General features: G+C 57.9%; 13 protein-coding genes. 8 read left to right on the top strand and 5 right to left on the bottom strand.

Translation table 11 applies throughout. From position 1 onward, the window contains the following. The first annotated feature begins 249 nt into the window (after positions 1-249). A complete protein-coding gene (locus tag VN577_22325; GenBank protein ID HWR17582.1) occupies positions 250-2,115 on the top strand; it encodes a potassium transporter Kup in 1,866 nt (621 codons plus the stop codon). Positions 2,116-2,155: 40 nt separating this feature from the next. Here the strand turns inward: VN577_22325 and VN577_22320 are convergent, their stop codons facing one another. After that, a complete protein-coding gene (locus tag VN577_22320; protein ID HWR17581.1) occupies positions 2,156-2,752 on the bottom strand; it encodes a hypothetical protein in 597 nt (198 codons plus the stop codon). A 681-nt stretch (positions 2,753-3,433) separates the two neighbouring features. Here VN577_22320 and VN577_22315 point away from each other — a divergent pair. From VN577_22315 to VN577_22290, 6 genes are all read left to right on the top strand, one after another. After that, positions 3,434-3,724: a GNAT family N-acetyltransferase gene (locus VN577_22315; GenBank protein ID HWR17580.1), complete on the top strand. Its 291-nt coding sequence runs from the start codon at positions 3,434-3,436 to the stop codon at positions 3,722-3,724. Positions 3,725-3,907: 183 nt separating this feature from the next. Continuing rightward, a complete protein-coding gene (locus VN577_22310) occupies positions 3,908-5,908 on the top strand; it encodes a TonB family protein (protein HWR17579.1) in 2,001 nt (666 codons plus the stop codon). Positions 5,909-5,974: 66 nt separating this feature from the next. Beyond that, positions 5,975-6,340, top strand: a complete 366-nt coding sequence (locus tag VN577_22305) for a helix-hairpin-helix domain-containing protein (protein HWR17578.1) — start codon at positions 5,975-5,977, stop codon at positions 6,338-6,340. 158 nt (positions 6,341-6,498) lie between these two features. Next, positions 6,499-7,419 carry a serine protease gene (locus VN577_22300; GenBank protein ID HWR17577.1) on the top strand — a complete coding sequence of 307 codons (921 nt, stop codon included), beginning with the start codon at positions 6,499-6,501 and terminating at the stop codon, positions 7,417-7,419. A gap of 46 nt (positions 7,420-7,465) precedes the next feature. Then, on the top strand, positions 7,466-8,638 hold the full coding sequence (gene lpxB / locus VN577_22295) for a lipid-A-disaccharide synthase (GenBank protein HWR17576.1): 1,173 nt from the start codon (positions 7,466-7,468) through the stop codon (positions 8,636-8,638). A gap of 71 nt (positions 8,639-8,709) precedes the next feature. Then, positions 8,710-10,839, top strand: coding sequence for a M1 family aminopeptidase (locus VN577_22290; GenBank protein ID HWR17575.1), 2,130 nt, complete (start codon positions 8,710-8,712; stop codon positions 10,837-10,839). A gap of 1 nt (position 10,840) precedes the next feature. On the opposite strand, the gene VN577_22285 is transcribed toward VN577_22290, so the two are convergent. From VN577_22285 to VN577_22270, 4 genes are all read right to left on the bottom strand, one after another. Continuing rightward, positions 10,841-11,986 carry an SAM-dependent methyltransferase gene (locus tag VN577_22285; protein ID HWR17574.1) on the bottom strand — a complete coding sequence of 382 codons (1,146 nt, stop codon included), beginning with the start codon at positions 11,984-11,986 and terminating at the stop codon, positions 10,841-10,843. 3 nt (positions 11,987-11,989) lie between these two features. Then, positions 11,990-12,268 (bottom strand): hypothetical protein, encoded by a 279-nt coding sequence (locus VN577_22280; protein HWR17573.1) that lies wholly within the window; start codon positions 12,266-12,268, stop codon positions 11,990-11,992. A 75-nt stretch (positions 12,269-12,343) separates the two neighbouring features. Continuing rightward, positions 12,344-13,207, bottom strand: coding sequence for a 3-hydroxyacyl-CoA dehydrogenase NAD-binding domain-containing protein (locus VN577_22275; protein HWR17572.1), 864 nt, complete (start codon positions 13,205-13,207; stop codon positions 12,344-12,346). Continuing rightward, positions 13,207-13,392 carry a hypothetical protein gene (locus VN577_22270; protein ID HWR17571.1) on the bottom strand — a complete coding sequence of 62 codons (186 nt, stop codon included), beginning with the start codon at positions 13,390-13,392 and terminating at the stop codon, positions 13,207-13,209. The genes VN577_22275 and VN577_22270 overlap by 1 nt, the downstream gene beginning before the upstream one ends. A 130-nt stretch (positions 13,393-13,522) precedes the next feature. Between VN577_22270 and VN577_22265 the strand changes: the two genes are divergently transcribed. Further along, positions 13,523-14,002 carry a hemerythrin domain-containing protein gene (locus VN577_22265; GenBank protein HWR17570.1) on the top strand — a complete coding sequence of 160 codons (480 nt, stop codon included), beginning with the start codon at positions 13,523-13,525 and terminating at the stop codon, positions 14,000-14,002. Positions 14,003-14,030: the final 28 nt, after the last annotated feature.

Here is a 14,030-nt window from a genome sequence, read left to right as displayed (position 1 = left end):
ATCCCTCTTGCCACCGCTACTTTTCACGTCTTGTCATCTGAGCGAGGGCGCATGCCCGAGTCGAAGGAGGACCCTACGTTCGCTCATGGCACGACGCAAAAAGAGGACCGCCTAGTAATCCCCCGACACACCACAACTTCTACGGTACGAAAACTGACCACTCCCCATCGAACTCACTCCCTCGCGTGACCATCTCACATGCGTCCACTACACTAATACTGGTTGGGGAAACCTCTTACCGGAGTTCCATTGAAACCACGCAATGGCGTGCAGTTCAGCCTCATTCTTGCGGCACTGGGTGTCGTTTACGGGGACATCGGCACCAGTCCCCTTTATGCGCTTCGCGAATCTTTCCACCTGTCGCATCTCCCGCTGACATCCCCCAACGTACTCGGCGTGCTCTCTCTCATCCTCTGGGCCCTCATCCTCATCATCTCCATCAAGTACCTGCTCTTCATTCTCCGTGCCGACAACCGTGGTGAAGGCGGCATGCTCGCGCTCTCTTCGCTTGTGAATCCACGCGCACCGCGCGGCCGCCGCTCGTGGCTGCTCCTGATGCTTGGACTCTTCGGCACCGCCCTGCTCTACGGCGATGGCATGATCACGCCTTCCATTTCCGTGCTCAGCGCGATTGAAGGCCTCACGATCGTGACTCCCGTCTTCCAGCCTTACGTCGAGCCCATCACCATCGTGATCCTCGTCCTGCTCTTCGCGGGTCAAAGTCGCGGTACTGCTGCCGTCGGACGCATCTTCGGGCCGGTCATGCTGACGTGGTTTATCGTTATCGCGGCTCTCGGGGTCCGCTCCATCATCGCGGAGCCACAGGTTCTCGCGGCCATTAATCCCGTGCACGCCGTCCATTTCTTTCTTCACAACGGATGGACCGGCTACTTCGTCCTCGGCTCCGTCTTCCTCGTCATTACCGGAGGCGAAGCCCTCTACGCCGATCTCGGACACTTCGGACGCGCTCCCATCCGCGCCGCCTGGTTCTCCGTCGTCCTCCCCGCGCTGATTCTCAATTACTTCGGACAAGGTGCGCTTCTGCTGCGCGATCCCTCCGCTGTCACCAATCCCTTTTTCCGGCTGGCGCCCACCTGGGGACTCATGCCCCTCGTCGCCCTCGCAACGTGCGCCACCGTCATCGCCTCGCAGGCGCTCATCTCCGGCGCGTTCTCCATCACCATGCAGGCCGTGCAACTCGGATACGCGCCTCGCGTCTTCATCGAGCACACCTCGTCACAGGAGCGTGGACAAATCTACGTACCCCTCGTGAATTGGGGACTCATGCTCTCCTGCATCGGACTCGTCCTCGGATTTGGCTCAAGCAGCAGACTCGCCGCGGCCTATGGCGTGGGCGTAACCACCGATATGGTGATCACCACCATCCTCTTTTTCGTCGTGATCTACCGCCGCTGGAAGTGGAGCCTGCCCTTCGCAGTCCTCTTCGCCGGAATCTACCTCTTCATCGACTTGGCATTCTGGGGCGCCAACCTCGTCAAGGTTCCCCACGGGGGCTGGTTCCCGCTCGTCGTCGCCCTCATCCTCTTTACCCTCTTCAGCACCTGGCGTTCCGGACGCCTCATCCTCTCGCAGCGGCTTCAGCAGCAGTCGCGGCCCCTCGCGGAATTTATCGACGAGATCTCTGAAAAGAAGCCTCTCCGCATCCCGGGCACTGCCGTTTTCCTTTTCCGCAATCTCAACGCTGTGCCGCACGCGCTCTTGCAGAATCTGCGCCACAACAAGGTCTTGCACGAGCGCAACGTCATCCTCTGCGTTCAGACTTCCGAAGACGCTCACGTACCCAATTCCGAACGCCTGGAACTCCGCTCCTACGACCACAACTTCTACACCGTTCTGATCACCTATGGGTTCAACGACGAACCGAACATCCCCGAAGACCTGAAGCTCGCCGCCCGGAAGAACCTGGTCTTCAACCCGGAAGACACCACATACTTTTTCGGACGCGAGAATCTCATCGCCACCCACACGCCAGGCATGGCACTCTGGCGTGAAAAGCTTTTCGCCTGGATGGCTCGCAATGCCCGCAGCGCCCCCATGTATTTCCAGATCCCCTCCGGGCGCTCTGTGGAAGTGGGGACCCAGATCGAACTCTGAGTTGTGAGTTAATTGCAGAAAGTGCTCGTCACAATCCGCATCAAGGCGCCTTCACCGTCACAAGTCTCACTGATGCTAGCGCCGGATTGCCTCCCGGTGCCGACCGGATCAACTGTGCTTCGATGTAATACGCGCTGTCGCCTCCAAGGTCCTGTGTTCCTTCTGTTGGGCCCTCGGCAAAATTGAAGTTGAAGAAGCTGCCGTCGGAAATAGTCGGGACTGGTTCCTGAAATCCGCTTTGCTGAGGATGCTGGTTGCTGTCGAAAGTAAGCAGTGTCGTAACCTGCCCGGTGTGCACGTTATAACGCTTAAGGGTAACAATCACCCGCGCATTGGGTCCGTCGTCCTGGTAGCGCACCATTAAGGCGCGGCTTTCACAGCACGGGTCAGTGACCGGCTGCACCAATGTCCCAACCGGCAGCACGTTATAACGAATGATTGCGAAACCGCTCGCGACCGTCGGCCTCACTGTCGCGATTCCGCTGGTAAAGAAGAACGTACCGAGGCTGCCTTCATCCACCGTCCCTGTGGACGCAACCCATAACTGGGCCGACGCGGTTCCAGCCATCACGAGCATGACGACGAACAACAGCACAACACGCTGTCGCAGTGTGTCGGAAAAGATGGTGCGGATCATGGTTTTCACCCGCGGTTGAGATGCAAGCTGCTGCATGGCAGGGTGGCCGCTCAAACCCAGTACACTGCCCTCGTCCCATGTCTATTTTTGGAAAGCTTGTCTTGACGTCGGCCAACGTCGCAAGAGTTAGAGATGTCAAGGGGGTCACCGCGCCCTTTTCCCCGCATAGTCTTGAAAACATTCGCAAAATAAATTTCCGAACCTTGGCATGATGCCCCCACCCAAATTGCTATTCTGAAAATGTGGGTAGTGAAATTGTGTGTGGGGCGGACACTCCCGTCCGCTGCAGTTGCTTTGGACTGTGGCGAAGACGCCCGACCAGTCTTCGCTTTCGGGGACTAAGAGCTAAAAGCTAAGAGCTAAAAGCCGGTTGAGGAGAACACAACATCTTGTGCCCGCAAGCTAAGTTCTTTGTTATCAAATCTGTAGCCTAACTGGCTGTAGAATCATCAACTTATAAGTGATTTGTTTTCATAGTCCGTCTTGCAAGTCGTTTGTTTTCTAACTGGGGAGGGGGTGGGGGGTACCCCTGCAGTGCAATTCGGCCAGATACAACAGCTTGTGGTTTCGGGTGGGGTAGGCGGAGCACCAAACACACTCCACGACCAAACACTAACGACTAAGCACTAACAACTTGGTTCAAACTTGCGACCGAAGAGAGCCCGCCGAGTCTAAGGATCTATGTTGTTTGGAAGAAAGAAATCCGCCACGGAGCAAGTGACCGAAGGACGCTTCGAACTGGAGCAGGACGGTCACGTTGGCTGGTTAAAGTACAGCCTCCATGGCAACGTACTGGAACTCAACCACACCGAGATCCCGCCCGAACTTCGTGGGAAAGGACTGGCCGCAAAGCTCGCTCAGGGTGCCCTCGACTACGCCCGCGAAAACAGCCTTCGCGTCGATGTGGTCTGCGACTCCGTGGCCGCTTACATCAAGAAGCATCCGGAATATGCGGACCTCGTGATCAAGTAGCGGCAACACGAAAGGGCATACACTCGCCGTCATCCCGGTACGTGTGGTTACCTGTCCCAACGTGCACTCCACGGTCATAAATCGCTCCCGCCCAGACATGAATGTTCGCTACATTGTCCTTACCTCCCCAGGTGCTCGTGTAGGTAACGCAGCTCGAGTGAGCTTTCAAGAGCGAGGTTACCCGTGGCAACTGATGCAGTATCGCGGCCGAAGCAACAATGGCCTCGCTGGCCGATCACATCGTCGAAACCGGTTCGCGTCGACCTCGGCCCGGCAGGCGCAGGAAATCTTCTCGACATCAGCGCAGGTGGCATGCGCGTGCGGTCCCTCGCACCGCTCCGTCGCGGCGCTGAAATCCCCGTGCGCATCTATGTGCCGGAAAAGATGGAGCCACTGCGCTGCAACGGCATCGTGGTGTGGTCCAACGGTAGCGGCTCCACGGGAATGCGGTTCGTAAACCTGAACGAATCTGACCAGAAGATCCTCGCCGAATGGCTCATTGAACTCGAGAAGGCCGCCAAGACGGATTTGCTCACGCCGCCGGAAGGCGAATTCGCCCGCATCACCAACCAGATCAAGAATGAAAAATTGAATAACGCCGACGCGCTGAGCCTGGTCGCGCGCCGCACAAAGGAATTGACCGCCGCAAGCGGCGTCGCCATCGCGCTCGGAACGCCCCTGAACATGGCTTGCATGGCCAGCGCGGGCGCAGCACCCGCAATCGGAACTGTGATTCCGCCGAGCGCAGGTCTAACCGGCGAATGCATTCGCACACGTCGCATCGTTCACTGCCAGAACGCGGAAAACGATCCGCGCATTCACAAGGAAGTAAAGATTGGCTCGGCCGTAGTTCTGCCACTCATCGTCAACGGCGAAGTCCGCGGCGTGTTGGAAGCCTATTCCACCAAGCCCTATGCGTTCGGCGCAAAGTGCATGGAAGACCTCCAGTCGCTCGGCGACGCGGTAATCTTCGTGGCTCATGGCATGATTCCCGCCCGGAGAAAACCGAGCATCGCGCAGTTCCAGCAGGCTGAAAAGGCCGCGAGCGCAGCGCCGCCAGCGTCGCATACACCCGCCTCGTTGCCGAAGCTGCCGGACAACATTGCCGTTGTCACGGCATCTGCCGCTGCATCGCCGGCCGCAAGCACGAACAGTATCGTCGTCCCCATCGCGGAACCGATGAAGACCGCTCCGCAGCCGCTGCCCACGATGAAGCCACTCGCGCCAACGCCAAGACCCACAACGCCTGTGCCGGCAGTACATCAACGGACCGTGATCGCACCTCTCGCCGCGCCGGTTGCGCCAAAGCCGATGGTCAGAACTCCGGACATTCCGGCACCGCGGCCCAAGGCGAACTTCGTACTGGAACTCGGCCCCGACGAGGGTTTCGATCCTCCTGCCAAGCCCACAGCTCCAGTAGAGACCAGCTACACGCCGTCTTCGTCGTCCCGGACTTGGATTGTCGCCGTAACGTTTATGGTCGTGGTTGGTGCCGTCGGATCGTTCTGGTTCATGCGTCAGCAGAAGAACGCCGTGCCAGTTGCAGCGGCAAGCGTCGTCAGCCCAGCAGTTACGCCACACGAGGCTGCGCCGACGCCGTCGGTTCAAACCACCGAACACGTGGCTCCTGTGACGGCTCCAACACCCGCCGTCGTTCAGCCCGCCGCTTCTACACCCGCTATAACAAAGCATGTTGTCGAGACGCCAACTCCTGTCGTGCACGACGTGGTCAAGCCTGCTGCTCCGCAGCCTGCCGCGATCGTGCTGTCAGCCAGAAAGTCAGTCCCTAAGCAGACAATTGACGACAACATCGTCGTCCCGGGCGCAACGCAGTTGCGGATAGCTCCCAACGTTCCGGCAGTGCCGCTGCCCGCCGTTGCAGCCGTCCCGAAACTGCAGGCGCCTCCGCAGAAGGTTATGACTGGCGGAACGCTCGAGAAGTCCGCCCAGCCCTTTTATCCGCCGACGGCCAAAATGATGCGATTGCAAGGCGAAGTCGAACTGCAGTTCCGCGTCACGAAAGACGGAACCGTCGACAACGTCAAAGTGGTGAGCGGACACTCTCTACTCGCTTCAGCCGCCGTGGACGCCGTTAAGCGTTGGAAATACGTTCCGTTGAAGATCAATGGCGTACCGGCGGAAATGGAGCGTACGGTTAAGCTGAGCTTCGTGTTACCCCGCTAACCCTCTGGCGCAGACTTTCGCCGGCGAGTAGAATTTGGCGCACTTCGAATTGGTAAGGAGAGTCCAATGAAGAAGTTCGTCAAACTCACAATCCTGTTAGCCGTGGTGCTTGCGTTGGTTACGGGTGTTGTTGCGCAGGCATCGAAAGCCAGTCCCAAGGCACAAGAGAAGGCTGCCCCCGCTGCAACGGCCGCGAAAACGGCACCGGCGGGCGAAAAACTCGACATCAATACCGCAACCGAAGATCAACTGAAGGCCCTGCCCGCGATAGGCGATGCGTACGCCGCCAAGATCATCGCCGGTCGTCCTTACAAGGCAAAGAACGAACTGGTGCAAAAGAAGATCGTTCCGCAGGCGACCTACGACAAGATCAAGGATCACATCGTGGCTCACCAGATGACGACCGGCAAGAAAGCCGCAGCCAAAAAATAGAACTCACGTATTGCAAAGCGGAGCTGCGGCTCCGCTTTTTTGTTGCCCAGTGATGCAGAAATATTCAGCACTTCTGTTGCTGGCTTTCAGACATCTTTCAGAGCCCCTGACGAAACAAAACTACACAGGTGCTGTGTTCAACAGCACTGAGGTTTCCGGTGCGTACCCTTCGAATTGCATGGCAGGTTGTGCCATGGATCTTTGTCGCTCTCCTGATCGTGCAGATCTATCCGTCGCGCGTTACCACGATGGAATTGAATGGCGCCGTGTCGCAACTGAATGCGCAGCTGTCCCAACTCCGTAGCGAGCAGGAGATGCCAGCCACGGTGCTCAAGCGGCATCGGAACGCCATCTGCTACATCTACGCCGTTTACACCATGGAGTGGCCCTCAAGATCGATCGAGCGCCGGCTTGAGCGCCACACTCGCGTGTCCGGAACCGGCTTCCTCGTCGCCGATGATTTGATCGCCACCAATCGCCACGTAGTCGAACCGTGGTTCGAGGACGACGACGATCAGGACCAGATTAAGGCCGGAGCTAAACCGAAGCTGGAAAAGCTGGTGGCCTTCTTTCCCGGCATGATGGATCCGGTGAAGCTCGGAAACATCCGCGTTTCGATGGACCAGGATCTCGCCGTAGCGAAGCTGATCGAAGGTCCACTTCCCTCTTCGATCCAACCGCTACCGATCGCCGCAGAGTTGAGTCAACCCGGCGATCCGGTGATCGTGATTGGGTATCCACTGGGCGTCTCGGCCATGCTGGCCAAAACGCCGTCCAATCTGTACAAGCGTTTGGCCTCGACGAAAGACACCGGTGTGGTGGCAAACGAACTGGCGGCACATGCCCTGATTCGGCCGTCCGCCACCTGTGGTCATCTCGGCGACATCGTGGACGAAAAAATGATCTACGATGCGCCCACTGCGCAGGGCGGCAGCGGCGGCCCGGTCTTCAACTCCCGAGGCGAAGTAATCGCCGTAAACTCGGCCTATATTGACGGGTTCAACGGCGGCACCATTGGGATTTCCGCGACGGCATTGCACCCACTGATCGCGGCGGCATCGCATCGCAGTCCTCGCTAGTATCCTGTTTGCTGCTTGAGCGTGACGCACTGATGCGTCATGCTCTATGCAGCTCATGCGCTTCCTTATATCGGCAGGAGAAGCTTCCGGAGAACTTTATGGCGCGGGCATCATGCAGGCTTTGCGCCGGCGTGTGCCCCAAAGCCAGTTCTTTGGTGTCGGCGGACAGAAGATGCGCGATACGGGTTTTGAAACCGTCGTCGACGCGCACGACATCTCTGTGGTTGGTCTGGCCGAGGTGGTAAAGCACCTCCCCATGATCCGCCGGGAGTTCAAGAAACTAGTCTCAGAAGCTGAACGGCGTAAGCCTGACGCGGCCATCCTGATCGATTTCCCCGATTTCAACCTGCGGCTGGCGCGTGAACTACACCGGCTGAATATCCCCGTCATTTACTACGTTTCCCCACAACTTTGGGCGTGGAGAAAGGGGCGCATCCGCCAGGTCCAGAAGTATGTGAGCAAGATGCTGGTCATCTTCCCCTTCGAGGAAGAGTTTTATCGGGAGCATGGGGTGCAGGCAGAGTATGTGGGGCATCCGCTGGCCGACGAGCCGCCGCCCAACATCACGCGCGAAACTTTCGCCGCTGAGAACAATCTAAGCCTGGAGAAGATCTGGATCGCCGTGCTTCCGGGCAGCCGGAGGAAGGAAGTAAGCCTCAATCTGCCGGGACTCCTGGATACAGTCCGGCTGTTGGATAATGACGGCACCCAGTTCATCCTTCCGGTGGCGAGTTCGCTCGATCCCGAATGGCTGAGGAGCCTGATTCCGAGCAATGCTCCGGTCACCCTCGTACGGGACGCGCGGGCAGCCCTGTTGCACTCGAGGGTGGGAATTGTGGCCAGCGGGACGGCGACCGTTGAGGCAGCACTGATTGGCACTCCGCTCGTAATGATTTATCGTGTCACCCCGCTCACCTACCTGCTGGGACGGCGGTTGGTAAAACTCTCTCATTTTGCGATGGTGAACCTGATCGCGAGACGCGAGATCGTCCCCGAATTCGTCCAGCAGGGCTTTGTGCCGCAACGGGTTGCCGCGAAAGTACGGGAATTGATGACCAACGGACAGTTGCGCTCAGATATGATCTCCGCCCTCAAAAGTGTGCAAGCCCAGCTACACTCCCCGGGCGAAGGTACCGCCGCAGACCGCGCGGCCAACGCAGTTTTGCGAACCCTCGAGCATGAAGGGAAACCGCGACTTTCGGTCCAGCCGCGGGTGTAAGCTATTGAATGCACATCTTTTGTGCGCCAGTGGGAATCCAATTGAGCGGCTACTTAGCGGGAGAAACATCCATGCAATTCGCACGACGTCCCCTGCGGCGTGCTTTTTCCTTCTTCTTTTTGCTGTTACTCGCCACCGGCGTGTACGCGCAAAATCCGCGAATTCAGGTGAACGATTACGTCATCGACGCGGAGATCGCGCCACGCGCGCGCAAGTTAGTTGCGAAGGCCAAGGTGAACTTCACGGCCCTCGACGACATCAGCGTCGCAACCTTCGAGTTACACAACGGGTTGCGTCCGACTAAGATCGTCGACGCCGACGGCAAAACCCTGACGGCTGAACGGATCACCCAGGACTCGACCATTCGCATACCGCTGCCCGCTGGTTTAGCGAAAGGAGCCAGTACCACCCTCACGATCAGTTATGAAGGTCGCCTGGACTCGCCTGACGACAGTCCCGTGCCCGGGTTGAAACTGGCCTCCATTGGCGATGAGGAAGCTTACCTGCTTTACGCGGGACGCTGGTTCCCCGTCGTGGGATATGGAATCAACCGGTTCACCGCGACAATGAATATCACGGTGCCTTCCAACTGGACGGTGATTGGCAGCGGTTTGGCAACGGACAAGGTCGGCGGAGTTGTTGTGGATGAGGCGCCTGCCGAAGACCAAACCAAGGCTGCGCCTGTGCTGAAGCGCGGAAAGCGTGCTCCTGCTCCCAAAGCGAAGCCGGCAGCGCCTGCGCGCACCGTGAATCCAAACGCGAAAACCTACACGTTCACATGGAAAGATCGCCCGGCGTTCCCCGGAACCATCGTGGCTGGCATCTTCCAGGAGAGCAAAAGCAATACTGGCGGCGTCAATATTACCGCGTATTATCGTCCCGACAAGCGCGAGGTAATTGGCGAGTACGTGGACACCGCAGCGAAGGAATTTCTGTACTTCTCAGGTGAGTGGGGGCAGCCGCTTTCAACGAATCTGAAATTGGTCCAACTGCCGGACGATACGGTTCCCTCGATGTGGTCCACGGAGATGGTTGGTCTTTCATCCCGTGCCATGTCAGGCAAAACCAACTATCGCCTGCTGGCAAATGCGATTGCCCATCAGTGGTGGGGATCCTCCGTAAGTCCCGCAACGAGAGCCGACTGGTGGATGAGCGATGGCTTCGCGCGATTTGCTGAGGCCCGCTACGTGGAGAACGCGGCCGGACCCGCTGCGTATGAAGAAGTGACGAAGGACATGCAAGTGGGCGCGCTGGCTTATGACAACGTGCCGCTCTCCGGTATCGGACGGCTCGATCCCTTTTCTCCGGAGTTCCAGTCACTAGCAACTGACAAGGGCGCAATCATCCTGAACATGCTGCGCTGGGTGATGGGCGACGACGCATTTCACAAAACGATGTCTGCGTTCGCGCAGCAGTTCGCGGGAAAATCCGTGCGGGTTCAGGATTTCCAGAATCTGGCGGAGCAAAACTACGGCGACAAGCTAACGTGGTTCTTCACCCAATGGCTGGATTCGACCGGGGCTCCGGAATTCCAGAGCAAGTACACGATCTACCGTCTGGGCGGCCCCACATGCACCGATCCGACGAAATGCAAGGGTTTCCGCATCGTAGGCGAAATCAAGCAGGACCTCGATCTGTTCCGTATGCCCGTCGAGATCAAGGTGGATACCGATGGACAAAGCGAGGACAAACGGATTGAAGTAGCGGGAACAAACTCAGCGTTCACCGTCGAAACGTTTGGACGCCCACGGAAGATCGAAATCGATCCTGCCAACCGAGTGCTGAAGAACTCTCCGGAGCTGAAGTTGCGCGCGTCGATTCTGCGTGGACAAGGCCTTGTGCAGCAGGGCGATCTGGCACAGGCGCTGGAACAGTTCCAGAAGGCATTGGAAGTGAACCAGAACAGTTCCCTGGCTCACTATCGCATTGCGGAAGTGTTCTTCCTTCAGCGGAATTATCAGGCTTCGGCGAATGCGTATCGCGAATCCCTGAATGGCGATGGTGAACCGCGCTGGACCGAAGTGTGGAGCCACATTCAGCTCGGGAAGATTTTCGACCTGACTGGGCAGCGCGAGCGCGCCACCAATGAGTATCGCCAGGCGTTGCAGACGAACGACGATACGCAAGGAGCGCAGGCTGAGGCGCGAAAGTATCTGCAAGCGCCGTACGAGCCATCGCGGAGCAACAGCAGCGGCGATTGATTCAGATCTGGTTACTGGGCCGCACGAACTTGAGACCATCAAGCCGTGCGGCTTTTTCTTTGTCCAGATTCGCCGCAACAACCAGCACGTGGAATGATTCGCCCATGCCCTCCGGGGCAATCAGATGCTTCAACTGAAGCGCACGCTTTGTTTGCTCCTGCGGGAGTTTGCACTCCTCGAAAGCCTCGGCGAACTGACTTTCCTCCCCGACTCCCATAAGGAACTGCGCTTGCGTCACCCATGCGAGCGGTTCAACTTTGCGCGACCGAAAGGCGTCCGCTATGGCCGTGAAGTTAACATGAACGGTGATGTCCTGCTCGCCGGGTGCCTCGTATGGTGAGTCGCTGATCGTATGTTGGCGAAACGACGTGACCGTACCCAGATGGCGTCCCGCAAGCATTTCCGACTGCACGTATCCGTAGTCGACGAAGACGCCGAAGCCTCGCCTTGCTTGCATCATCGACGCGATGTCAGATGCATATCGTTGGGCCACCAGAGGTGCGTCAACACGCTCTCCCGGTTCGGGAGCAACCCCGTACTTCGTAACGAAGTTCTTGACGGGCTCCGTGGGACTGACAAACCGTTCCACGAACTTGCCGTTGTCCATCCCAATCCGCAGTTCGCCGCGATGATCGAGGACTTCCGTGGGCAGCGCGTCGAAAAACTCATTCGCGAAAACGATGACGTGTTCGGGCGAAGCGTCGAAAGCTTCTTCAATACCCGAGTGGATGGACACCTTTGGGTCTTCGCCGAATCGCTCCCCGAGCCGGAAGCGTAGCGCTCCCGAAGTTTCGACCATCCGATAGCTCAGGGCGGCGGCAAAGTCCGGATACTTTTTGCGTACCCACGCAAGGACATCTTGCGCAAAAAACCCACGCCCCGGTCCAAGCTCGATGACGGCAATCTCCGTTGGTTTCTCGAGTACGCGCCACATCTGCTCAAATTGGCGGGCGAGCAGGCGTCCGTAAACGGCGTGGACGTCGCTCGAAGTGTAGAAGTCGCCGGACTTTCCAAACTGTTCTCGCTGGCCGCTGTAATAGCCGGGTGGCGACGCGGTTTCGCCATAGAGGCATAACTGCATAAAACGGGAAAATGGGATTGGGCCCGACTGGCGGATTTCGTTTTCGATGTATTCGCGCAGCGTCATTGGTCAGTCCTTCGTGTGCGGCGCGTGCGTGAACATTTCGATCAGGTAATCGTGCAGCCCGTCGTAAATCTGGCGCTCAAAAGTCCAGGCGAATTGAGGATGCTCGAGGTCGCGAGGATGAATTTCAAGATAGTAGGTGTGAACAGGGACAGTGATGTTTTTGAAGTTCATGACGACCTGCACGGCGTCGCCATGCTGGTGCGCGCTGAAATCCACCAGAGGGTGTTCAAACCTGGCGAGAAGGTCGAGTACTCGTTTCAGTTGCGGGCTCGGCTCGGACACGGTCTATTCTAATTCGCTGCTAGACGGCTGCATTAATTACAGGGCTGCGATCATGTTATGGATCGGATTCGCTGGTTATTTCGTCGCTGGATACTCGAACACGCCACGCCCGGACTTGCGTCCCAGGCGTCCGGCCTTCACGTACTGCGCAAGCAGCGGACAAGGACGATATTTCTCACCGAGCGTTTTGTGCAGGTACTCCAGGATGCTGAGGCGGGTATCAAGGCCGACGAGATCAACGAGTTCAAACGGACCCATAGGGTGGTTGAGCCCGAGTTTCAGTGCCTTGTCGATGTCGGACGCCGAAGCGATCCCCTCTTGCAGCATGTAAAAGGCCTCGTTGCCGATCATCGCGTTGATGCGACTGGTGATGAAACCGGGCGACTCCTTAATCACCACGGTTTCCTTGTTCATGCGACCGCCGACTTCAACAACGGTGGCGATGGTTTCGCGGTCGGTTTCGAGCGCTTGGACGATCTCCACCAACTTCATTTTATGTACCGGATTGAAGAAATGCATGCCGACGCATTTCGGCGCTCGCTGCGTAACAGCCGCGATTTCCGTGATGCTGAGCGAAGACGTGTTCGACGCCAGGATGGTGTCGGGCCGGCAGAGCTTGTCGAGCTGCGTGAATAGCTCGATTTTCGCAGCCATTTGCTCGGGCACTGCTTCAATGACGAGGTCCGCCTCACGTGCAGCCGCGGGAACTTCACTGACGAACTCGAGACGGTTCATAGCCGCAGCGGCGTCGCCAGCAGCAACCTTGCCGAGTTCGACCGCTTTGTCGAGGTTGGCACGGATCTCCGCCTCTGCCTTCCGGAGCGCAGGCGGCATGAGGTCTTCAAGGATGGTCCGGAATCCGCCGAGCGCTGCAACGTGGGCAATACCGCGCCCCATGATTCCAGCGCCCATGACGGCGATGGTCCGTACTTCCCCCATTACTTCGGTTGTTCGACTTTCTGGATGATTTCCTGGTAACGGGAAACAGACTGCCGCATGTAATCGGCGAGGCGCTTGCGTTCATCGTCGGTGAGCAGCGCCGTGGTGCCGCTGATACGGCGAAGGGTGGTAGTAATGTCGTCAACGTAATTCATCATGCGGATCAGTTCGCCGCTTGCGGGCATCGGTCTCTCCAGAAAAGCAAAGGAATTTTGCACCGGCTCACAGAAAACCTGCACCCCGGTGGCGCAAACATTCTATTGTCAACGCCGCCTGCAATTTCGTAAAGAGCGGTCAGACAGGCATAATACTCCGATGCGTCGCGACAAGAACCTGGTTCCCCTTTCGCACCAGCATCAGCACGCCCTGGCGCTCTGCGTGCGCATCGGACGTGCCTTCGATCAAGCCGGTGATACTCCCGATGTACACCCGTGGGAGTTGGAGATCGTACAGGCGTTTGACCGGGAGATCGGGTTTCATTTCGTCGCGGAGGAGAAGTTCCTGTTCCCAATTGCAGACAAGTACGAGGACCTGCAGCAGCTTGTGGATGAACTTCGTATTGAGCACACGTTAATCCGGCGCAACGTCGAAAGGGCACGGGCACGGCAATTCACTGTGACAGATCTACAGGTGTTCAGTGCCAGTTTGAGTGAACACGTCCGAAAGGAGGAGCGCTCGCTGTTCGAAGCCATGCAGCAGCTGCTCTCACAGGACGAACTCCAGGAGATCGGCGAAGCCATGCGGCAGTATTTCCATGTCGCCGGTCTGGATACTGCAGAGAGCCCCGGCGCATAGAACGTAAGAGACCACACGCCAGAATCGC

The sequence above is a fragment of the Terriglobales bacterium genome (assembly GCA_035561515.1).
GTDB lineage: Bacteria > Acidobacteriota > Terriglobia > Terriglobales > Acidobacteriaceae > DATMXP01.
Note: the sequence above shows the minus strand (reverse complement) of the source record. Positions and strands in the feature narration are given on the sequence as shown.

Excerpts from the sequence above, each read along its gene's own strand:
- VN577_22320 (HWR17581.1), bottom strand. The coding sequence starts at position 2,752 with ATGATCCGCACCATCTTTTCCGACACACTGCGACAGCGTGTTGTGCTG.
- VN577_22315 (HWR17580.1), top strand. The coding sequence starts at position 3,434 with ATGTTGTTTGGAAGAAAGAAATCCGCCACGGAGCAAGTGACCGAAGGA.
- VN577_22305 (HWR17578.1), top strand. The coding sequence starts at position 5,975 with ATGAAGAAGTTCGTCAAACTCACAATCCTGTTAGCCGTGGTGCTTGCG.
- lpxB (HWR17576.1), top strand. The coding sequence starts at position 7,466 with ATGCAGCTCATGCGCTTCCTTATATCGGCAGGAGAAGCTTCCGGAGAA.
- VN577_22290 (HWR17575.1), top strand. The coding sequence starts at position 8,710 with ATGCAATTCGCACGACGTCCCCTGCGGCGTGCTTTTTCCTTCTTCTTT.
- VN577_22285 (HWR17574.1), bottom strand. The coding sequence starts at position 11,986 with ATGACGCTGCGCGAATACATCGAAAACGAAATCCGCCAGTCGGGCCCA.
- VN577_22275 (HWR17572.1), bottom strand. The coding sequence starts at position 13,207 with ATGGGGGAAGTACGGACCATCGCCGTCATGGGCGCTGGAATCATGGGG.
- VN577_22270 (HWR17571.1), bottom strand. The coding sequence starts at position 13,392 with ATGCCCGCAAGCGGCGAACTGATCCGCATGATGAATTACGTTGACGAC.
- VN577_22265 (HWR17570.1), top strand. The coding sequence starts at position 13,523 with ATGCGTCGCGACAAGAACCTGGTTCCCCTTTCGCACCAGCATCAGCAC.